The sequence below is a fragment of the Bacillus cereus group sp. MYBK216-1 genome (genome assembly GCF_051916495.1).
Classification (GTDB): domain Bacteria; phylum Bacillota; class Bacilli; order Bacillales; family Bacillaceae_G; genus Bacillus_A; species Bacillus_A thuringiensis_K.
This window is the reverse complement of sequence record NZ_JBQAGT010000002.1, coordinates 924,050-943,798: the sequence shown is the minus strand read 5'-3', so window position 1 is coordinate 943,798 and position 19,749 is coordinate 924,050. Positions and strand designations below refer to the sequence as shown.

Sequence of the window (19,749 nt, the reverse complement as noted above, 5' to 3'; positions counted from 1 at the left end):
TTTTTTACGACTTAAAAATAAAATTATTACTAAAATTCCAGTGTGAAATTTATGTAGAATCTTGTATAATTAACGTGTTTCTATGGAAACATTTTCTTGCGCTATTTCTATAGGATTTAATAGAACAAGGAAGGAAATACATACATGTATATAATAGACAAATAGAATGGAACATGTATAGAGAAAAAGGAGAGAAAAGATGGCGTGTCAAAGACAAGGGTTACAAGTTAATAACGATAGAAAGAGGGACAGAAGATGAAAATGAAGCATGCTTTTGGTCCTATAATTTTAGCGTGTGTGCTTTTTTTCATTATCATTCTAATCCCATCGAAAAGTTTAGTATCGCTTATTAGTGATAAGAAGGTAGAAGATGCGGCTACTTCTTTACAAAAAGAGAAATTACAAAGTGTTTTCTTACAGCAAAAAATGTTAGAGAATTCACAGTATTTACCGATGTACGGTTCATCAGAATTTTTACGAATGGATGCATATCATCCGTCTAATTATTTCAAAGTAAATCCAGCTGGTTTTACACCGTTTTTAATTGGAACTGGCGGTACACAAAGTTTAGCTCATATTTTAAATATGACATCTACTATGGATGAATTAGAAGGTAAAAAAGTAGTCTTTGTTCTTTCACCACAATGGTTTACAAAGACTGGTGTATCACAAGGGGATTTCACTAATAATTTCTCCAAACAACAAGCATATCATTTTATTTTTAATGATGAGATAAATCCAGAAATGAAGAAGCAAATCGCGAAACGGCTATTAGATTATAAAGTTGTTCAAGAAGATGATATATTAAAAAATTCATTAGAAGGTATTGTATATAATGATACGAAACATAACATAAAAGCAGGTTTAGTTAAACCACTTGCTTATATGCATCGAAATATTTTAGATCATAGAGATTTATTTAACTCTTTATTTAAAATCGAACCGATGAGAGAGAAAACAAATATCGGACTTCGTTCAATTTCTTGGGAAGACGCACGTAAACACGCAGAACAAGAAGGGAAAGCAGAGTCTACTACAAATACATTCGGAATTGAAAATCCGTATTATCATAAGAATAATCTGAAGAAAAAACTAAAAGGTTTAAAAAACTTTAGAGCAAATGAAACATATGATGAATCACCAGAATACGATGATTTACAAATTATTTTAGATTTATTTAAAGAGAAAAATGTCAAACCACTCTTTATTTCTGTACCTGTCAATGGGCCTTGGTATGATTATACTGGATTCCCGAAAGAACGCCGTGAAGTGTATTATAAAAAAGTTCGAGAACAGGTTGAGAAAGCAGGATATCCAGTAGTTGATTTCTCTGGTCATGAATATGATAAGTATTTCTTAAAAGATACGATTCATTTGGGCTGGAAAGGTTGGATTTATTTTGATGAAGCAGTGCAGAAATTTAATTCTGAGAAATAAAGTATAGAAATCGGAATGGCTATGAGCCGGTCCGATTTTTTTAGTATAGAGGATTTTGGTGAGGACAATTTGGGAATGCATGTATATCTTGAATCTGTCTATAATCATAATGTTTCATTGCGAACTGGGCTTGATAAAGGTATTCATACACATATAATTGACCATCATGAGCTGAACATAATACACCAGAAGTTCCTTGCCCATTTATGAAGGAAATACCGATAGGGCGTCCGATTAAGTATAGTATTTTTTGCTGCCAATGCATAGGGGAATCACTCCTTTTTGAGATAATATACGAAAGAAATGATCAAACGGTTGCTTATCCATGTAAATGTAGATGGAAAGGTGTTATATAATTCTTGAAGATTAATTCATATATAAATAAAAAACCGCTATAACTCCGAATGAATTTATAGCGGTTTTTATTATATTCTTAAGCAAGATTTTTGCGCTTTTTTGTCCATTTTTTTATAACGAAGTATAAAAGTATAAGTACGACGCCACCAATTGCAAATGATTTCACATACGGACCAGCAATATCGTTTATATTCTCCCAATTTTCACCTAGTTTTTCACCTAAATAAATGAAAATAATAGACCAAGGGATAATCGCAAGTGCTGTTAATGTAGTGAAACGTAGTAAAGGCATTTTTGTAATACCAGCAGGAATTGAAATCGCATGACGCACTACTGGAATGAAGCGTGCTGTAAAAATGACGCCAGTTCCGTAACGATTAAACCAATCTTCTGCAGCATCTATTTGTTTTTTATGTATGAAAATATATTTTCCGTAACGTTCTAATATAGGGCGTCCGCCGTATCGTCCAAGCCAATAAATAAAGATTTGGGCAATAACACCGCCAATTGTACCGAATACAACTGCGCCTATAAATGAGATACTTCCATTGAATACTAAGTATCCTGCATAAGCAAGGACAATTTCACTTGGGATAATTTCAATCATAAGTCCAAGCATAATGCCCCAATAACCTAATCCTTCAAAAAACGTTAATACTGAATGAATAAAACTACTTAACATTGTTGCACCTTCTAGTTTATGAATTTTTGAGTATAAGAACCTTTTATTTAATTACATAAAAGGTTCACTATATGTAGATTATACCTTATTTACATAGGGGATTGCTATTTCAATTCTTTTATGTCTCTCATAAGTATTATAGTAAAGTATATAAGCTACGTTTTCATGAAGGGTTAATGAAAAGATTATTAAAAATTTCTCATATATCAATGATAATAGACTGAAAATTAAGTATAATGTTATAGATCTTTCATTTACAAAAATAGGAGGAGAACGTATGTATATTACAGATCCGATTTATGGACCAATCTCTATTCGTGATAGAGATATCCTTCGATTGATAGATACAAAAGCATTTCAAAGGTTGGCGAATATTAAACAACAAGGACATACTTATTTTTTACATGAGAACGCAATACATACGAGGAAAGAACATTCGATAGGTGTATATGTGCTAGTAAATAAAGTGATAGAACATCTTACTGAGATTGGTGACATACATTTATCGAAATATGAACGAAAGCTAGTATCTACTGTAGCCCTTCTACATGATGTTGGACATGGGCCATATTCACATTGTTTTCAGCAAATATCGGGTGAAGATCATAGTGAGTGGACGGTACGAATCATTCAAGAGGACGAAGAAATACGTACGATTTTAAATCAAACACCTAGATTATTAGATGATGTAACGAAAGCTTTAACAGAAGATGGAGTTTTTCCAATTATAGATGAGCTCTTATTTAATTCATTAGGAATGGATCAATTAGATTTTTGGAATAGAGATTTATATTACTCGTCGCTTGAATTAGAAGGTTTACAGATAGAAGAATTGATTGCTAACATGCGTTTAATTGACGGTAAACTTGTTATTGAAGAATCGGGAATCCCCTTCATCGAACAATTAATGAAAATGAAAGAAGGGCTTTACAATAATGGATTTGGCCACCCGTTTGTGATAGGAAAAGACGTATTGCTGCAAACAATTTTTAAAATGATAGAGGAGAAAAATCTTTCGTTCTATACTCCTGAACTTCAAAACTTCTTTCATAAAGGAGAGAAGTTAGAAGTAGAAGACTTTCTTCCGTTACAAGATGAAATGATTTTAAATGAAATACAGTGCTTTGCAAAATCAGATGATGTTGAAATAGTATCTTTAATTCAACTTTATGTTTCACCAACTAAAAGTTTATCATTTCAAAAAGGAGTGGAGGGTGATTTTAAAAAGGAAAATAACAATTTAGCGATAATAACTGAGAAAAAGGCGTACAGTTCATATGCAGGTGGTATTTACGTCCATAGTGAGGGGCAGTTAGAGGACATTTTAGAGAAATCAAATTTCATTCAAGAGATAGTAAAATTGCCTAAAAAAGAATATGCCTATTCTTTTTAAAGTGGTTTGAAAACATAAAATAGATGGGGTGGAAATGTGAACTGGAAAGAACGTCTTCTAGAATTAGATGATTTATCAATTATATTAGAATGGTATAACGATGAAGAATTACATAACATAGCAGATGTGAAACCATTTAAGCGATATACAATAGAAGAACTTCGGGAGTATTGGACTGAAAAATTAGCGCGGTCTTATGCAAGTTATCATGTAATAATAGTGAGAGATGAAGTAATAGGAAGAGTCGGATTAAAAAAGACGAAATATGATGATACCTATGTGATGGAATACTCTATTCTTATTGGCGTTTCGAATTTATATTCAAAAGGACTTGGAACAGAAATTACAAAGTATTTCATAAGTAAATCGTTTTTAGATTCCGATATACAAGCAGTTGTATTACAGGTAAGAGAAGACAACAAAAGGGCAATTCGTTGTTATGAGAAAGCTGGATTTAAAAAAGTAAAATCATATATAGAGAATGAAGTGAAAGTGTATGATATGCATAGAATTAAGAATGAGAAAATAGCACGGTAAAAAACAGTTAATTCTGAATGTAATGAGGGTTAGGGGGATATATGGAACCTTAAATGACACTACTTATAGATATGCGTAATACTACGGTTTTATATGAAACTTAAATTTAAATAAATCAAGCAAGCATTTGTTGTATATTTGGAACAGATGGTTGCTTGTTTTCGTTGTAAAAAAATAGAAGCATTTCTGCTCCTATTTTTTAAGGCTTCACATCTAAGTTCTGTAAAAATAAAGTTGCTGTTACGTAACGCTTTGCTAACATTTGTACATAAGCGGTATGTACAGAAAGGGTCGCAATAATAATAGCGTTACGAATTGCTTCGCGTTGTTCGTTATTAATTTGATCGAACTTACTTGCGATTTTATCAGCTTTTTCTTTTACGATGTTTTCAATTGTATGAACGGTATCTGTTGCATTTAATTGTAAGCAATTCCCTTGATTGAGTTCTTCAAATAAAGAAGAGTATGCTACATATAAATGAACAGGATTGATTAAATCATCACTTCGATCAGCTGGATCATTTACAATAAGGCGTAATAGCTTACGAATGGATTCAAAATCAAGTGCTGTTTTTAAATCTTCGACAATAAATAGTAAGGCTGCTTGTTCAATTGAATATTTTTTCCCTTTTTGAGGAGAGCCAATCATTTCTTTTATATCTCGTTTCACCCAGTTTTGCATAGCAGTTACAGAGAAACTTGTGTTTTCAATCTGATTGCCAAGCGCAACTATTTCATTTAAAGAAAAACCGACATCAGTATCGTCAATTTTAATCAGCTTTTCAAAAATAGGTGAAAGTGCGGTAGTAATAAAAGCTGTAACGCTTTGTCCGCTTTCAATATCTTTTTTATGTGACTTTGCCCAAGCTTCTTGTAAAATACCGAGAGGCTTTTTCGTATTCCATCCTCTTAGTGATAGAAGAAGGGTAGCCATTTCGTTTCGTGTGAGATGAAATGTTTCCATCTTTTCACCTCCAAAATAATAAAAAGTTCTTATGAACTTATAATATGTTTTGTTTCATTTAAAGTCAATTCTGTTTTGCTTAATTTTTCCTTTGTGACCAAACTGTTGAAAGTAAATAATACTTGCATATTTCGACAAAAGTTCATATAATAAGTTCATAAGAACCTTTAAAATGTTCTTAAAAACAAATCTATCATTCTGAATTTACTAGAAAGATAGATTTCACATATATCTATATAAAAGGAGAATGGATATAATATGTTGAAAAAACTTGTAGCAGTAATGACAGCATTCATGGTTATCTTTGGGGCTAGCAGCTTTATGTTCGTAGATCATGCAGCAGCGAAAAGTTACAAATCTGGTAAAAAATCATTTACACCAAGTTCAGGTCAAAAGTCAAAAGTTGATTTAAACAAAAAAGACTCAAATGTAAATTCCCAAAAAACGACTCCAGATTCAAAAACGAAAGCAACAAACACGGCACCAAAAAGTAATAAAGGAAGCTTTATGAAAGGTTTATTACTAGGTGGTCTTGGTGGTTTACTAATGGGTAGCTTATTTGCAAATATGGGAGCTCTTGGTTCTGTATTAGCGTTTATGGTAAATATGTTAGTAATGGCTGGTATCGTAATGTTAGCAGTTCGTGCATTTAAATACTTCAAAGACCAACGTAAGAAGAAGGCAGATGAAGTAGCATGGAAACAATAAAAATTTCTGAACAAGAGCTTATAAATGCGCTTTGTATATATATCGCTGAAAAAAGACAAGTGGGTCCAGAAGAAGTATTAGTTGAACTCATGTATGATGACGACTACGGTTTCTCTGCGGAAGTAGAGGTAAATGGTCGCCAGCAAATTTTAATTCAAGCAAACTTAATCGAAGCTTTACGCTTATTGCTTGACAGAGAATATAATGTCAATTCATTCGCAGCGAGATTACAACTTGAATTAGATGACGAAGAAGGTATTTACGCATTAGCGAAATTTAATAACTCAGATGAGTAGAGAAGAGAGCTGTTGAGAATAATCTCAGCAGCTCTTTTTAGTATGTGCATATGTAGATGAGTAATCACGCCAAATTTCATTCATTTTTCGTCTACCGATATCTACCATCGGATTAAACTGAATTGCAGATTTCTGACGAACAAAGTGAACGTTTTGAATGGCGTGAGATAATTGTTGGTCGACTATATCACGTTTTTTGCTTGCATATTTAGCAATAGATAGACCTGCAACTGTTCCTTGCGCCATCGCAATTTTTCCGCTTTCAATGCCTGTAATATTGCCGGCTACTAATAAACCGGGAAGAGGGGTTTCCATTGTTTCGGAATGGAGAGGAACGTGTCCGCCTAATTCTGAAATGTAATGGAAGGGACAACCAGCTACAGCTGCAAGTTCGGCAAGTGGGTATAATCCCCCGGCAATACATACAAAATCTGCTTCATATATTTTCTCTGTTCCATTGATAACCTTTCCTTTAGAGTCAATATTAGCAATACGTACACCTTCAACTTGATCTGTTCCGATAATTTCAAGAGCTGCTTTCCGAAGGTGAAGTGGCGTTCCGTTTATTTTCATTCCGTTGTTTGGATAGAATGTTAATCCAGCTTTTCGAATCCAATCAAATTTCATAAAGTGACTACCTATTCGTAAGAAAGCAGAAGGAGCGAGGTGAGCTACATTTAAAAGAGAGTTTAAAACTTCTTCAGGTTCACCAGCTTTTTGACTTAACTCGCTTTTCTCAGGGAGTACAATATGATCTACTGTAATTCCCGCTAATTGCAATTCACTTAAAATGGCGAAAGACAAAATGTTAGCACCAATAATAATTCCTTTTTTTCCAACTTGCACGCGATGAACATTTGTCATAACTTGAGCTGCTCCAATTGACATCACTCCTGGAAGTGTCCAGCCAGGAAGGGGAATAGAATATTCCGCAGCTCCAGTAGCAAGTAGTACGAAAGGTGCTTCTAACGTACCGATATTAGTATGTACAAACCAATTGTTTTCATCTCTATCTAAATTATAGACCGAAACACCGCACCTGATATGTACTGAAAGTGATTCTGCTTCTTCATGAAGTCGCTTCGATTCTTTTATTCCGTTCCACCATTCTCCAGTAGGCTCTTGATGCAACTGTCCTAACAATCTCCCGCCCGGCTTCATAAATTCATCAATAACGAGCACTTTTAGTCCGAAACGAGCACAAGAAATAGAAGCAGATAATCCCGCTGGCCCTGCACCAATAATAATTACATCACTCATCGTTTTTTCACCATCTCTCTCACGATATTCGGATGCTGTTTCCCGCTTTCAACAACCATGTTTTCTTCTACAACAGTTAAGCATGCGCGTACATTTGTTTGATTATTTACTGTCATGCGGCATTCGGAACAGTGCCCGATATTACAATAAATACCTCGCGGTGTTCCGCTATCTTCATGAACTCTTAATGTCCTTATTCCATTTGCTAACAGGGCAGCAGCTATCGTTTCATGTTCATATGCTCCGTATTGATGACCGTTAAATTGAAAGGTAATACGCTCACTACTTTGTAAAGTACCTAAAATAGGGTGATGTGTAATTCTACTCATTTACTTTCACCTACCGATCCAAAAGTAACTGCACGTATTGGTGGTTGATATTTTAACGGTAGTTCATTAAGAGTTACGTCAGGATTCGCATTTTCAATCATTCGATCTATCATTATTCTGCATGTGCGACCACCGCAAAATCCCATGCCAGCACGTGTTCTTAGTTTTAATTCTCTTGCCGAGCAGTTATATTCAGCAATTGTCGATTGAAGTTGCCCATATGTAACCTCTTCACAACGACAAACGATTAAGTTGTTTTTATTTGTCATATGTATTCCTCCTCTAGTTCGGTTTTCATAAATTATATATGCAAAAATCATGCCAATATAGAGGAGGGAGAGAGGGCTACCTGTAAACGCCTGATCGGTGCATACTGATTCTTTATTGAAGTCCAAGTTTCTTTAAACGGTTATATAAAGTAGCCCTTGTTACACCAAGTTGTTTTGCGCATTCTAATTTATTCCCATTTAAAATTCGTAAAGCCCTTTCAATAACTTTTTTCTCATGCTCATCCATCTCTTCTTGTAAAGAAAGGATTGTATTATTGTTGCTGAGTAATAGGGAATGGGCTGTATGGTTGTCTAAAGTTTCAGTCGTATGAAATGGTAAATATTCTTGTTTTATAATTCCGTCTGTTGCGAATACCACAAGCCGCTCAACAACGTTTCGAAGTTCGCGAATATTACCTGGCCAATTGTAATGAAGCAGTTCATGCATAATGCTTGAAGGTAAGTCACGAATTGGTCTGTTATAGTTGATTGAAAAATCGTTTAAGAAAGAATAGGTTAATTCAATAATATCCTCGCGTCTTTCGCGCAGCGGTGGAATCTGCAAGCTAACTACATTTAAGCGGTAATATAAATCTTCTCGGAAAGTTCCTTTTATCATTTCTTCTTGTAAATCACGATTTGTAGCAGCGATAATACGGAAATCAATATTAATTTCTTTTTCACCACCAACTCGGTAATACTTTCGCTCTTGCAGTACACGTAACAGTTTTACTTGCATATCAAGTGGCATTTCACCTATTTCATCAAGAAATAAAGTACCGCCTTGCGCGAGTTCAATTTTACCTTTTTTTCCTTTACTATTTGCTCCAGAAAACGCCCCACGCTCGTAACCGAATAATTCACTTTCAAATAATGCTTCTGGAATTGCCCCGCAGTTAATCGAAATGAAAGGCGCCTTCGCTGCTTCACTTGCTTCATGAATTGCTTTCGCAAATACTTCTTTTCCAACTCCGCTTTCCCCAAGTATTAAAACAGTTGATTTCACCGAACAAACTTTTCTAGCTAATTGTATCGTTCTTTGTATAACAGGACTTTTTCCATTCATCGCAAGGAATGGATCGGATTCATCTTTATACTTTGCCACTTCTTGTTCTAAACGGTGCATTTCATGTGACATATTAAATAGTTTTTCATTTAAAGCGACTTGATTTGTAACATCTGTTTCTGAAACGACTGCTCCTATAATTTCATCATTACAATAAACTGGATTTGAATTAATTAATACGAATAAATCGGGGCGAGGCTGATGGAACTGAGCGACTATGCTTTTTCCATCATGTAAAGATTGTAAAATTTCCAAGTCTTTATAATCAAAAAAACGAGTAATCGGTTGCCCAATAATCTCATTATGGTTGACTGAAAATATTTTTTCAGCACCATCTGTCCAAGTTCGAACGCATTCTTTACTATCAATTACTGTAACAGAAGAGTCAGTTGTTTGTATTACAGTGTCATAAAATGACTGTAGTTCATTGTAGGACTTATAAAGAAATGGAATCATTTGCTGAGAAGTTATACAGCATATCGGCTCATCGTTTTCGTTAAGGATGATAACAGCTAATTCATAAGAAAAAGCGTCAATTAATGCATTGAATGAGTCATCTACATAAATAATTGCGCAATTATATTCTTCTGTAGTAGAAGGGAGATAATAAAACCTTTCGTTTATTTTCTTAATGCGATCAAGGCAACATGTATGATTGATTAAAACGCTTTCCAAAAATTCTTGTATAGTCGGAAATGAAAATTCCATAATGTCCTCCTGTTATGTATAAAAATTTTGACAGTGATAAAAAAATAATACACCTATTTACTATAAATTTAAAATATTTTTACAAATAAAAATATTATTTATAAAAATTGTATATGTACAGAATTGGCACGTCAATTGCATGAAAAGAAAGTGAGAGGGCTAGGAAAGGAGGAGTATATTGTGAGGCACTGCGACGTTTTAATTATAGGTGGTGGAATAATAGGGTGTTCTATCGCTTATTACACTTCAAAATACGGAAGAGACGTAACAATCATTGAAAAAGGGGAATTTGTCAGCGGGACGTCTTCACGGTGTGATGGGAATATTTTGGCCATTGATAAAGACCCGGGATTTGATAGTCAAATGTCTTTAGTAAGTCAAAAATTAGTAACTGATTTAAGTGAAGAATTAGAGCATTCATTTGAATATAGGGCACCAGGAAGTATTCTCGTATGTGAGTCAGACGAAGAGATGGAAGCTGCGCAGCAATGGGTAAATCGGCAAAAAGAAGCTGGATTACCGTTTCGAATGCTTGATAGGCAAGATATAAGGGAAGAGTCGCCTTTTTTTGCTGATGATTTATTAGGTGGTTTAGAATGTGCGACGGATTCAACTGTGAATCCATATCTCCTTGCTTTCTCGCTTGTGTCAGAGGCACAAAAGTTTGGCGCAAAAGCTTTTAAGCAGACGGAAGTAAAGAGTATGGAAATAGAGACGGATGGTTCATTTGTTGTAGAAACTACGAATGGAACTTTTACAGCACAACAAGTTGTAAATGCAGCCGGTGTGTGGGCTCCTAAGATTGGTCAGATGTTAAATATAAATATACCAATTGAACCGAGAAAAGGGCATATTATTGTAGCTTCAAGGCAACAACACGTAGGATGCCGTAAAGTAATGGAATTCGGTTATTTAATTTCTAAATTTGGCGGAAAACGAAAAGTGGATGCTTTAACTGAAAAATACGGGGTTGCGCTCGTATTTGAGCCTACTGAAAGTCAAAATTTCTTAATTGGTAGTAGTCGTGAATTTGTAGGATTTCATACGAGGATAAATAATGAAGTCATTAAATGTATCGCAAATAGAGCAATTCGTTTTTATCCCAAAATGGCAGATATGATGGTAATTCGTTCTTACGCTGGTTTACGTCCGTGGACGGAAGATCATTTACCGATTATTTCACGAGTGGAACATATTCCGAATTATTTCATTGCCGCTGGACATGAAGGTGATGGGATTAGTCTTGCAGCAGTTACTGGAAAAGTAATTGAAGAGTTATTAAATGAAAAAGAGACAATTATTCCTATTGAACCACTTCGTTTGAGTCGTTTTACAGAAAGGGTGTTAAACGGATGAGGTCACAAAGAGCCTTTACGACGATTGATACACACACAGGTGGGAATCCAACGAGGACATTAATTAGTGGACTTCCAAAGTTGATTGGAGAGACGATGGTAGAGAAGATGTTACATATGAAAAAGGAGTATGATTGGATTCGAAAATTGTTAATGAATGAACCGCGTGGTCATGATGTAATGTCAGGAGCATTATTAACAGACCCGTGTCATCCTGAGGCTGATATAGGTGTTATATACATAGAGACAGGTGGATATTTACCGATGTGTGGTCACGATACAATCGGTGTATGTACAGCGTTAGTTGAATCAGGTTTAATTCCGGTAGTTGAACCGATTACTTCTTTAAAACTAGATACACCGGCTGGCTTAGTTGAAGTAGATATTGCTGTTCAAGATGGAAAAGCAAAAGAAGTATCTTTCTGTAACATACCAGCTTTTTTATTGAAAAATATTACTGTACAAGTGAAAGACATTGGAACTATAGAGGCTGATATTGCGTATGGAGGGAATTTTTATGCCATTATTGATGCGAAATCAGTAGATCTACAATTAGTACCAGAAAATGCATCTACAATCATCGATAAGGCGATTCATATAAGGAACACAATTAATGAGAAGTTTGAAATCACTCATCCAGAGTATTCGTTTATAAGAGGATTAACACATGTTGAATTTTATACAGATCCTACTCATGAATGTGCGCATGTGAAAAATACAGTTGTTGTACCACCAGGCGGAATAGATCGATCTCCATGCGGTACAGGAACATCTGCGAAGCTAGCTGTATTATACGCTCAGAAAGAAATCGAAATTGGTGAAGAGTTCATTCATGAGAGTATCGTTGGTTCTTTATTTAAAGGATATGTCATGAATACGACACATGTTGAAAATATTGAAGCTGTCATAACGAAAATTACGGGATCAGCTTGGCTTATGGGTATGCATAGATTTTTTTACAATGAAATGGATCCACTTAAAGAAGGATTTTTGCTAATTCCGCCGATGGAACATGAAACGGAGGATATAAAATGAACATTCAAAAAATGTATACAGCAGTAGACGTACATGTAAATGGCGAGGCATTTCGTGTAATGAAAGACGTACCATGCAAATACTACTACAGTTTGGAGCAATTAAATGAACAATTTTCAGGTGAATTAGCAGAAGAGATGAAGCTTTTATTAAATGAACCACGTGGTTTTATCGGTTTGAATGGGTGTATTGTCGTTCCATCTATCTATAATGAAGTGGATGCAGCTGTATTATTTTTTAATCATGAAGGTTCGATTCCGCTTCATTATGGAGGCATTGTTGCAGTAATAACGATGTTACTCGAAAGTGGGTATTTAAAAAAGAGAGAGTCCAATCAATACAAAATTGAAACGTTATGTGGAATATTTTTAGTTCATGCGTATGTAGAGAATGATGAAGTTATATCGGTTTCGTTTGAAAGCAAACTATGCTATATGATTGAGAAAAATTTACAGGTTGGTAATGTAAGTTATTCTCTTATACAAGCAGATAAAGTATATGCAGTTGTAGAAAAAGGTGCGTATTCGCCAGAAATTCGCATGGAAAACATTTCTGAATTGAAAAGATGGGGAGAAGCTACACTGCAGGCTATACAAAAACAGTCGCTAATAAAAAGGCTTATTTTAGTAGATCCTTCGCAAAAAGAAAAGAACCATATAAAATCGATTACATTTCATGAAGATAACTTTATCGTACGTTCGCCAGGTTTTGTTTCTACTATTGTTTCCTATGTTCATGCGTTATTTAAAAATGATTATATGGCGGATAAACCTTTTAAAAATGAAAGTATATTTAATAGTTTTATAACTGTGGAGAAAGTGAAGAAGGAGGAACTAGGATACATTTTCCGTTTTGAAAGTAGAGGGTTTATTACAGGGATGCAGACGTTTCTATTAGACCCTACGGATCCGTTTCCGGCAGGTTTCTTATTAAAATAAAATGTGATAGGGAGAGATAAATATGCAAAAAATTAAAGGGGCATTTCCAGTATTAATAACACCGATGGATGAATTTCAGGAAATTAATTGGGATGGGGTAAAGCAAAATGTAAATTACTTTATCGAACAAAACGTTGCAGGTATCATCATTAATGGAAGTACAGGAGAATTTGTAAGTTTATCAAAAGAAGAACGATTTAAAATGGTAGCAACCGTGTTGAAAGAAATTGATGGCCGTATTCCAGTTATTGTTGGAACTGCAGCAGAGACGACGAAAGAAACAATTGAATATACGAAACATGCAGAAGCGCACGGAGCGGATTGTGTATTAATTATAAACTCTTACTATTGTAAACCGAAGGAAGAGGAGATTTATTTTCATTTTAAAGAAATCTCAAACTCTGTAAATATACCAATTATGTTATACAATAATCCATTTACTTCTGGTGTTGATATGAGTACAGAGCTAATGCTCCGTATTGGAAAAGAGTGTGAAAATGTTACACATATTAAAGAATCTAGCGGAGATATTCGAAAAGCGAGAGATTTAGTAAGACAAAGTGAAGGGGCTTTCCAAGTCTTCTGTGGTTCTGAAGATTTAGTTATGGAATCATATTTAGTTGGTGCCTCGGGATGGGTTTCAGTAGCAGGAAATATCGTTCCCGGTCTCGTTACAAAAATGTATGAGCATTTTCAAAATGGTGAATTAGAAAAGGCGTGGGAAATAAACGATGCTATTTTACCACTTTGCGAGTTTCTTGAAGGATCAGGGAAATATGTTCAAATCGTTAAACGTTCTATGGAATTACATGGGCAAGCGGGAGGACCTTCTCGCTATCCAAGACTAGGGTTAACTGTAGAAGAAGATCAAAAGCTTCAAACGATTTTATCAAATATTGCAGCTCATGCAGCTGTTTAAATAAGGAGGAGAACATAATGTTAAAGACAAATATTGAGCTGAAACCAAAAGTGGAAGCGTTTTTAAATGAAGAAATTAAAATGTTTATTAATGGCGAATTTGTTTCTGCTATTGGCGGAAAGACGTTTGAAACGTACAATCCAGCAACAGAAGAGGTTCTAGCAGTCGTATGTGAAGCGCAAGAAGAGGATATTGATGCTGCAGTAAAAGCGGCAAGATCTGCATTTGAATCTGGCCCGTGGGCAGAAATGACTACTGCTGAAAGAGCGCATCTTATTTATAAATTAGCAGATTTAATTGAAGAACATAGAGAAGAATTAGCGCAACTAGAAGCTTTAGATAATGGAAAGCCATATCAAGTAGCACTTGATGATGATATTTCAGCGACTGTAGAAAATTATCGTTATTACGCAGGATGGGCTACAAAAATTATTGGGCAAACAATCCCGATTTCTAAAGATTACTTGAATTATACGAGACATGAACCTGTTGGTGTTGTAGGACAAATTATTCCGTGGAATTTTCCGCTTGTTATGTCTTCTTGGAAAATGGGAGCTGCACTGGCGACAGGTTGTACGATTGTATTAAAGCCAGCAGAGCAAACGCCTTTATCTTTACTATATACAGCGAAACTCTTTAAAGAGGCTGGATTTCCAAACGGCGTTGTAAACTTTGTATCAGGCTTTGGTCCTGAAGCAGGGGCTGCAATTGTAAATCATCATGACATTGATAAAGTTGCTTTTACAGGATCTACTGTTACAGGAAAGTATATTATGCGTCAATCTGCAGAAATGATTAAGCATGTAACGTTAGAGCTTGGCGGAAAATCACCAAATATCATTTTAGAAGATGCGGACTTGGAAGAAGCGATAAATGGTGCATTCCAAGGTATTATGTATAACCACGGTCAAAATTGTAGCGCAGGATCACGTGTATTTGTTCATCGTAAACATTATGAAACTGTAGTAGATGCACTTGTGAAAATGGCGAACAACGTAAAACTTGGAGCAGGTATGGAGAAAGGAACGGAAATGGGTCCACTCGTATCTAAGAAACAACAAGAGCGTGTGTTAAATTATATTGAGCAAGGGAAGAAAGAAGGTGCTACAGTTGCGGCTGGTGGCGAACGTGCGCTTGAAAAAGGTTATTTCGTTAAGCCAACTATATTCACAGATGTTACAGACAATATGACAATCGTTAAGGAAGAAATATTTGGACCAGTTGTTGTCGTACTTCCATTTGATTCGACAGAAGAAGTAATTGAACGAGCGAACAACTCATCCTATGGCCTTGCTGCGGGTGTATGGACGCAAAATATCAAAACGGGTCATCAAGTAGCAAATAAATTAAAAGCAGGAACAGTGTGGATTAATGATTATAACTTAGAAAATGCAGCTACACCATTTGGTGGATATAAACAATCTGGTATTGGCCGCGAATTAGGTTCATATGCGCTTGATAATTATACAGAAGTGAAAAGTGTTTGGGTAAATATAAAGTAATAGGGCGTTTTACTGATAAAAATTGAGGGATGAAATAATGAAAGATGCGGACAACTAGAAAGTTTGATAATAGTTGTCCGTTTTTTTTATATACAAAATTGCTTTTCCAAAGAATGATAAGGGGGATTTGGATGGAGAATTTAGTAGAATGGTTAGTAGGGCAAGTGTGGGGTATCGGTTTAGTTGTTTTTGCATTAGGGGCAGGCGTATATTTCACGATTGCAACACGCTTTTTGCAAATCCGTTATTTTAAAGAGATGATTAAACTATTATTTGAAGGAAAGAGTTCAGAGACGGGAATATCATCTTTTCAGGCATTTTGTTTAGCCTTATCAGGAAGAGTTGGAATTGGTAATATTGCAGGGGTAGCGACAGCAATTGCTTTCGGCGGTCCTGGAGCTGTATTTTGGATGTGGGTAATGGCTTTGTTAGGGGCAGCGAGCGCGTTTGTAGAATCAACATTATCTCAAGTATACAAAAGTAAAGTAGGGAATGAATATCGCGGCGGTACTCCATATTTCATTGAGAAAGGTTTGAAAATGAAATGGTTTGCAGTCATTGTAGCAGTAGTTGTAACACTTTCATATGGCGTGTTATTAGCAGGTATTCAATCTAGTAGTATCGCAGTTGGATTTGAAAACTCTAATGGTATTAGCAAATATATAACTGGTATATTTTTAGTCGTGTTACTAGCAGCAATTATTTTTGGTGGTGTAAAGAGAATTGCTGGCGTTTCTCAAATGCTTGTTCCATTTATGGCAATTGGTTATGTAATTGTTACATGTATCATATTAATTGCGAATGTAACGGAGATTCCAAGTATGTTTGCTTTAATTTTCTCTAGCGCATTTGGTGTAAATGAAATGTTTGGTGGAATTGTTGGTGCAGCTATTGCATGGGGCGTAAAACGCGCTGTATTTTCAAACGTTGCTGGTGTCGGAGAAGCGACGTATAGTTCGGCGGCTGCTGAAGTATCGCATCCCGCAAAACAAGGATTAGTTCAAGCGTTTTCCGTATATATCGATACAATTGTCGTATGTACAGCGACAGCTCTTATGATTTTAATAACAGGTATGTATAATGTTATACCTGAAGGGAAAACCGCCATTGTACAAAACATAGGAAATGTGGAAGCTGGTCCAATTTATACACAACAAGCAGTTGAAACTGTGATAACAGGGTTTGGTCCAATATTTATTTCAATTGCGATTTTCTTTTTTGCATTTACAACGTTACTCGCTTATTACTATATCGCTGAAACGACACTTACTTATTTAGATCGTCAACTGAAGTATGGCTGGTTAAAACCAGTTTTAAAATTTGGATTTTTAATTATGGTTTACATCGGTAGCGTTGAATCAGCGTCGCTTTTATGGAATCTTGGAGATTTAGGAATCGGTAGTATGGCATGGTTAAACTTAATCGCAATCTTACTTTTAAGTAAAACCGCATTAAAAGTGTTAAAAGATTATGAAACGCAGAAAAAAGAAGGGAAAGATCCAGTATTTAATCCTAAAAATGTGGGGATTGAAGGATTAACATTTTGGGAAGAAAGAAGTAAAGAGGTTGAAAGAAAAAGTTCTAGAGAAAAAGTTATTGTCGATGATAATTTAAAATTATAACTAAAATTAATTGAAAATTCTTAATTTAAAAGAAGGTATATTGCCTCCATTTCATCACATACTACAATAAGTATGGATAATATGACTGGAGGGAATAAGATGGAACATGAGCAACATAGTTCGATAAATGATATTCTACATCATTATAAAGAAGGTATAGGTAGTTTTACAAATCAAATTCCTGAAATCGCTGAGACATATAATGCGTTCACGCAAGCTTGTTTTCAAGAGGGTTCTTTAACAAAAAGAGAAAAACAACTTATTGCATTAGGAATTAGTTTAGCAACGCAAGATGAGTATTGTACAATTTATCATACAAAAGGTTGTCTTGATCAAGGATGTTCGGATAAAGAGATTCTAGAAGCATGTGGTGTTTCAGCAGCATTTGCTGGCGGAGCTGCGATGAGTCAAGCGGTAACTTTAGTGCAAGAGTGTTTAACAGAATTGAAAAATCAAAAGCATTGAATAAAAAAACGTTTTAAACTTTATGTTTAAAACGTTTTTTATGTGAAATTAAATTTGAGTATAAAAATTATCTAGGATGGGTTCAATTTATGGTTATACAATAATGGGAGAATTTTAAATTTAGTAGGAATGAGAAATAACAACTATTTATTTAATTTTAAGGTTTTGTAAAAAGCTTCAATTGCTTCATATAATCAATGGCTTTTGTTTTATTTTTCTGTTTAGAAACATAATGTGCCTCATTAAAATCTCTATAGTAACTGTTAACTACTTCTTCAGAAAGAGCACCGTCAGAGATAGCTCTTTTAACCGCGCAGTTTGGTTCGTTTGTATGTGAACAGTTAGAAAATTTACATCTTATAGAAATCTTTTTTATATCTTCATATCCAAATTCAAAATTCCCCTCAAGGTTTATCAAGTCAAATCCTATTTTACTAATAAGAAATCCCTCCATTTTTGAAAGAGTCTTTTAGAAACATACATACAAAGTTTATCGTTTTCAATTTGTATTTACTTTAATATTCTATATCTTCATAAATAGATTTTTCTACATCAGGAAGAACTGTGTATATACTCTTACCGATTAAAGCTTCTAATTCTTTCTTAATCGCATAAAACCCTTTCCAATGTAAAGATGTATGAGATGTTGTACCATGACGCAAACCAACAGAAATTAATCTTCTTTCCAGCGTAGTAAAGCCATCCGCATCAGCAAGAGCGTCAAAAAGAGTAATTACTTTATTGTATAAGTCGTAGTTACAATGTTCATTTAATATTTCAACTAACCGGCTTCTCATATGGTCAGGAACGAGACTCCATTCCGCTGCGATATCTATATGTTCATTTTTGCATGGGAATGAGTGTGTCACACAAATAACAGCGTTTCCTGTATACCCTAAATCATTCATATACATATAACCATCATAGGAATGAATGACCGATTTGGTAAAACCTTTGTATCTTCCGATATCATGCAAAAGGGCAGCGTTATATGCTATGTCAGCATCTAGCTTGTACCCTTTTTTTATAAGTTCTATAATTATGTTTTCAGTTGCATGAGCAACATGTAGTGAATGTTCAAACCAAGGGCCCGGGTTTTGTTCATATGCCCATTCGAGTAATTCTTTTGCGTACGTTCTATCTAATATATATTTCATATCGTTATCCTTTCACAAAAAATCATATCTTAACTATAAATTCCTCTTATTATTTCATTATTCCTTCTTTAAAAATTGTTACAATGAAACAAAAGGGGGAAAAGTAATGCGGAATTTAGTAATTGAAGAAATTAAGAAACTAGAAAATGATATAGAAGAACTTTCGAAACTTTTGAAAATGGTTGTAAATGATGGGGCATCAATTGGTTTTTTGCCTCCACTGGAACAAAAAGATGCAACAAAGTATTGGCAAACAGTATTAGCGCCAGAAGTGATATTGTATGTGGCTAAAATAAACAACGAAGTAGCAGGGAGTATTCAATTACAATTAGTTACTAAGCCTAACGGAATTCATAGAGCCGAGATTTGCAAATTAATGACTCATCCAAACTTTAGACGAAACGGTATTGGACGATCGCTTATGCAAAAAGCAGAGGAACGAGCAAAGCAAGAAAACAGGTCTCTTTTAGTATTAGATACAAGAGAAGGAGATCCTTCCAATAAATTGTACAAATCACTAGACTACCAAGAAGTTGGAACAATACCAGGGTATGCAATTTCTACGAATGGAAAGTTAGATGCTACGGTTCTTTATTATAAAAACATTTAAGTTATAATCAAACGGGGAGAGTGCTTAATTATTAGTAAGTGAATAATAAACGACTATTTTTAACACCGTCTATATTTTTCTGGCGGTGTTAAAATAGTTAATTATAATCTAATTAACGCACTAAATGAATTTGAGAAAGT

22 protein-coding genes are annotated in these 19,749 nt (G+C 34.8%); 13 read left to right on the top strand and 9 right to left on the bottom strand.

Annotation, left to right across the window (positions count from 1 at the left end; genetic code table 11):
• Nucleotides 1-255 precede the first annotated feature (255 nt).
• Nucleotides 256-1,437, top strand: a complete 1,182-nt coding sequence (gene dltD, locus ACTFRH_RS10340) for a D-alanyl-lipoteichoic acid biosynthesis protein DltD (RefSeq protein WP_000782301.1) — start codon at nucleotides 256-258, stop codon at nucleotides 1,435-1,437.
• A gap of 40 nt (nucleotides 1,438-1,477) precedes the next feature.
• On the opposite strand, the gene ACTFRH_RS10335 is transcribed toward dltD, so the two are convergent.
• Both ACTFRH_RS10335 and ACTFRH_RS10330 read right to left on the bottom strand, forming a co-directional pair.
• On the bottom strand, nucleotides 1,478-1,702 hold the full coding sequence (locus tag ACTFRH_RS10335) for a hypothetical protein (RefSeq protein ID WP_000558686.1): 225 nt from the start codon (nucleotides 1,700-1,702) through the stop codon (nucleotides 1,478-1,480).
• A gap of 168 nt (nucleotides 1,703-1,870) precedes the next feature.
• Complete coding sequence (locus ACTFRH_RS10330) at nucleotides 1,871-2,476, bottom strand: DedA family protein (RefSeq protein WP_000952913.1); 606 nt, start codon at nucleotides 2,474-2,476, stop codon at nucleotides 1,871-1,873.
• A 277-nt stretch (nucleotides 2,477-2,753) separates the two neighbouring features.
• Between ACTFRH_RS10330 and ACTFRH_RS10325 the strand changes: the two genes are divergently transcribed.
• Both ACTFRH_RS10325 and ACTFRH_RS10320 read left to right on the top strand, forming a co-directional pair.
• Nucleotides 2,754-3,869 carry an HD domain-containing protein gene (locus ACTFRH_RS10325; protein ID WP_000275990.1) on the top strand — a complete coding sequence of 372 codons (1,116 nt, stop codon included), beginning with the start codon at nucleotides 2,754-2,756 and terminating at the stop codon, nucleotides 3,867-3,869.
• 36 nt (nucleotides 3,870-3,905) lie between these two features.
• On the top strand, nucleotides 3,906-4,406 hold the full coding sequence (locus ACTFRH_RS10320) for a GNAT family N-acetyltransferase (protein WP_001104067.1): 501 nt from the start codon (nucleotides 3,906-3,908) through the stop codon (nucleotides 4,404-4,406).
• A 199-nt stretch (nucleotides 4,407-4,605) separates the two neighbouring features.
• Here ACTFRH_RS10320 and ACTFRH_RS10315 read toward each other — a convergent pair whose 3' ends face one another.
• On the bottom strand, nucleotides 4,606-5,370 hold the full coding sequence (locus ACTFRH_RS10315; RefSeq protein ID WP_000447231.1) for a DUF1836 domain-containing protein: 765 nt from the start codon (nucleotides 5,368-5,370) through the stop codon (nucleotides 4,606-4,608).
• 258 nt (nucleotides 5,371-5,628) lie between these two features.
• Here ACTFRH_RS10315 and ACTFRH_RS10310 point away from each other — a divergent pair, with 258 nt between their 5' ends.
• On the top strand, nucleotides 5,629-6,078 hold the full coding sequence (locus tag ACTFRH_RS10310; protein WP_000914478.1) for a hypothetical protein: 450 nt from the start codon (nucleotides 5,629-5,631) through the stop codon (nucleotides 6,076-6,078).
• A complete protein-coding gene (locus ACTFRH_RS10305) occupies nucleotides 6,066-6,374 on the top strand; it encodes a YxcD family protein (protein WP_000447750.1) in 309 nt (102 codons plus the stop codon). Before ACTFRH_RS10310 ends, ACTFRH_RS10305 begins: the two co-directional genes overlap by 13 nt.
• A 24-nt stretch (nucleotides 6,375-6,398) precedes the next feature.
• Here ACTFRH_RS10305 and ACTFRH_RS10300 read toward each other — a convergent pair whose 3' ends face one another.
• The 4 genes from ACTFRH_RS10300 to ACTFRH_RS10285 form a co-directional block, all read right to left on the bottom strand.
• Entirely contained in the window at nucleotides 6,399-7,634 is a 1,236-nt protein-coding gene (locus tag ACTFRH_RS10300; protein WP_001286107.1) for an NAD(P)/FAD-dependent oxidoreductase, read from the bottom strand.
• Nucleotides 7,631-7,963 (bottom strand): (2Fe-2S)-binding protein, encoded by a 333-nt coding sequence (locus ACTFRH_RS10295; RefSeq protein WP_000087067.1) that lies wholly within the window; start codon nucleotides 7,961-7,963, stop codon nucleotides 7,631-7,633. Before ACTFRH_RS10295 ends, ACTFRH_RS10300 begins: the two co-directional genes overlap by 4 nt.
• Nucleotides 7,960-8,232: a (2Fe-2S)-binding protein gene (locus ACTFRH_RS10290; RefSeq protein WP_000182619.1), complete on the bottom strand. Its 273-nt coding sequence runs from the start codon at nucleotides 8,230-8,232 to the stop codon at nucleotides 7,960-7,962. The genes ACTFRH_RS10295 and ACTFRH_RS10290 overlap by 4 nt, the downstream gene beginning before the upstream one ends.
• Before the next feature lie 112 nt (nucleotides 8,233-8,344).
• On the bottom strand, nucleotides 8,345-10,006 hold the full coding sequence (locus ACTFRH_RS10285) for a sigma-54 interaction domain-containing protein (protein WP_000395820.1): 1,662 nt from the start codon (nucleotides 10,004-10,006) through the stop codon (nucleotides 8,345-8,347).
• A gap of 180 nt (nucleotides 10,007-10,186) precedes the next feature.
• Between ACTFRH_RS10285 and ACTFRH_RS10280 the strand changes: the two genes are divergently transcribed.
• The 7 genes from ACTFRH_RS10280 to ACTFRH_RS10250 all read left to right on the top strand — a co-directional run bounded on the left by ACTFRH_RS10280 (nucleotide 10,187) and on the right by ACTFRH_RS10250 (nucleotide 17,842).
• Nucleotides 10,187-11,362 carry an NAD(P)/FAD-dependent oxidoreductase gene (locus tag ACTFRH_RS10280; protein ID WP_001215263.1) on the top strand — a complete coding sequence of 392 codons (1,176 nt, stop codon included), beginning with the start codon at nucleotides 10,187-10,189 and terminating at the stop codon, nucleotides 11,360-11,362.
• Nucleotides 11,359-12,396: a proline racemase family protein gene (locus ACTFRH_RS10275; RefSeq protein WP_001257518.1), complete on the top strand. Its 1,038-nt coding sequence runs from the start codon at nucleotides 11,359-11,361 to the stop codon at nucleotides 12,394-12,396. The genes ACTFRH_RS10280 and ACTFRH_RS10275 overlap by 4 nt, the downstream gene beginning before the upstream one ends.
• Nucleotides 12,393-13,334, top strand: coding sequence for a proline racemase family protein (locus tag ACTFRH_RS10270; RefSeq protein ID WP_001025571.1), 942 nt, complete (start codon nucleotides 12,393-12,395; stop codon nucleotides 13,332-13,334). The genes ACTFRH_RS10275 and ACTFRH_RS10270 overlap by 4 nt, the downstream gene beginning before the upstream one ends.
• A gap of 22 nt (nucleotides 13,335-13,356) precedes the next feature.
• Entirely contained in the window at nucleotides 13,357-14,253 is an 897-nt protein-coding gene (gene dapA, locus ACTFRH_RS10265) for a 4-hydroxy-tetrahydrodipicolinate synthase (RefSeq protein WP_001169462.1), read from the top strand.
• Between the two features lie 17 nt (nucleotides 14,254-14,270).
• A complete protein-coding gene (locus ACTFRH_RS10260; RefSeq protein ID WP_000920987.1) occupies nucleotides 14,271-15,755 on the top strand; it encodes an aldehyde dehydrogenase family protein in 1,485 nt (494 codons plus the stop codon).
• A 131-nt stretch (nucleotides 15,756-15,886) separates the two neighbouring features.
• Complete coding sequence (locus tag ACTFRH_RS10255) at nucleotides 15,887-17,377, top strand: alanine/glycine:cation symporter family protein (protein ID WP_000429509.1); 1,491 nt, start codon at nucleotides 15,887-15,889, stop codon at nucleotides 17,375-17,377.
• A 72-nt stretch (nucleotides 17,378-17,449) separates the two neighbouring features.
• Complete coding sequence (locus tag ACTFRH_RS10250; protein WP_002005224.1) at nucleotides 17,450-17,842, top strand: carboxymuconolactone decarboxylase family protein; 393 nt, start codon at nucleotides 17,450-17,452, stop codon at nucleotides 17,840-17,842.
• Nucleotides 17,843-17,999: 157 nt separating this feature from the next.
• Here the strand turns inward: ACTFRH_RS10250 and ACTFRH_RS10245 are convergent, their stop codons facing one another.
• Nucleotides 18,000-18,296: a hypothetical protein gene (locus tag ACTFRH_RS10245; protein WP_000398279.1), complete on the bottom strand. Its 297-nt coding sequence runs from the start codon at nucleotides 18,294-18,296 to the stop codon at nucleotides 18,000-18,002.
• A 61-nt stretch (nucleotides 18,297-18,357) separates the two neighbouring features.
• Nucleotides 18,358-18,999, bottom strand: coding sequence for an HD domain-containing protein (locus tag ACTFRH_RS10240; RefSeq protein ID WP_000874110.1), 642 nt, complete (start codon nucleotides 18,997-18,999; stop codon nucleotides 18,358-18,360).
• 106 nt (nucleotides 19,000-19,105) lie between these two features.
• Between ACTFRH_RS10240 and ACTFRH_RS10235 the strand changes: the two genes are divergently transcribed.
• Nucleotides 19,106-19,609 carry a GNAT family N-acetyltransferase gene (locus ACTFRH_RS10235; protein WP_001245253.1) on the top strand — a complete coding sequence of 168 codons (504 nt, stop codon included), beginning with the start codon at nucleotides 19,106-19,108 and terminating at the stop codon, nucleotides 19,607-19,609.
• Nucleotides 19,610-19,749: the final 140 nt, after the last annotated feature.

Coding starts and splice junctions, on each gene's coding strand:
- ACTFRH_RS10330 (WP_000952913.1), bottom strand. CDS start 2,476: ATGTTAAGTAGTTTTATTCATTCAGTATTAACGTTTTTTGAAGGATTA.
- ACTFRH_RS10260 (WP_000920987.1), top strand. CDS start 14,271: ATGTTAAAGACAAATATTGAGCTGAAACCAAAAGTGGAAGCGTTTTTA.
- ACTFRH_RS10290 (WP_000182619.1), bottom strand. CDS start 8,232: ATGACAAATAAAAACAACTTAATCGTTTGTCGTTGTGAAGAGGTTACA.
- ACTFRH_RS10335 (WP_000558686.1), bottom strand. CDS start 1,702: ATGCATTGGCAGCAAAAAATACTATACTTAATCGGACGCCCTATCGGT.
- ACTFRH_RS10285 (WP_000395820.1), bottom strand. CDS start 10,006: ATGGAATTTTCATTTCCGACTATACAAGAATTTTTGGAAAGCGTTTTA.
- ACTFRH_RS10325 (WP_000275990.1), top strand. CDS start 2,754: ATGTATATTACAGATCCGATTTATGGACCAATCTCTATTCGTGATAGA.
- ACTFRH_RS10235 (WP_001245253.1), top strand. CDS start 19,106: ATGCGGAATTTAGTAATTGAAGAAATTAAGAAACTAGAAAATGATATA.
- dltD (WP_000782301.1), top strand. CDS start 256: ATGAAAATGAAGCATGCTTTTGGTCCTATAATTTTAGCGTGTGTGCTT.
- ACTFRH_RS10245 (WP_000398279.1), bottom strand. CDS start 18,296: ATGGAGGGATTTCTTATTAGTAAAATAGGATTTGACTTGATAAACCTT.
- ACTFRH_RS10300 (WP_001286107.1), bottom strand. CDS start 7,634: ATGAGTGATGTAATTATTATTGGTGCAGGGCCAGCGGGATTATCTGCT.
- ACTFRH_RS10255 (WP_000429509.1), top strand. CDS start 15,887: ATGGAGAATTTAGTAGAATGGTTAGTAGGGCAAGTGTGGGGTATCGGT.
- ACTFRH_RS10310 (WP_000914478.1), top strand. CDS start 5,629: ATGTTGAAAAAACTTGTAGCAGTAATGACAGCATTCATGGTTATCTTT.
- ACTFRH_RS10275 (WP_001257518.1), top strand. CDS start 11,359: ATGAGGTCACAAAGAGCCTTTACGACGATTGATACACACACAGGTGGG.
- ACTFRH_RS10305 (WP_000447750.1), top strand. CDS start 6,066: ATGGAAACAATAAAAATTTCTGAACAAGAGCTTATAAATGCGCTTTGT.
- ACTFRH_RS10315 (WP_000447231.1), bottom strand. CDS start 5,370: ATGGAAACATTTCATCTCACACGAAACGAAATGGCTACCCTTCTTCTA.
- ACTFRH_RS10270 (WP_001025571.1), top strand. CDS start 12,393: ATGAACATTCAAAAAATGTATACAGCAGTAGACGTACATGTAAATGGC.
- dapA (WP_001169462.1), top strand. CDS start 13,357: ATGCAAAAAATTAAAGGGGCATTTCCAGTATTAATAACACCGATGGAT.
- ACTFRH_RS10295 (WP_000087067.1), bottom strand. CDS start 7,963: ATGAGTAGAATTACACATCACCCTATTTTAGGTACTTTACAAAGTAGT.
- ACTFRH_RS10250 (WP_002005224.1), top strand. CDS start 17,450: ATGGATAATATGACTGGAGGGAATAAGATGGAACATGAGCAACATAGT.
- ACTFRH_RS10240 (WP_000874110.1), bottom strand. CDS start 18,999: ATGAAATATATATTAGATAGAACGTACGCAAAAGAATTACTCGAATGG.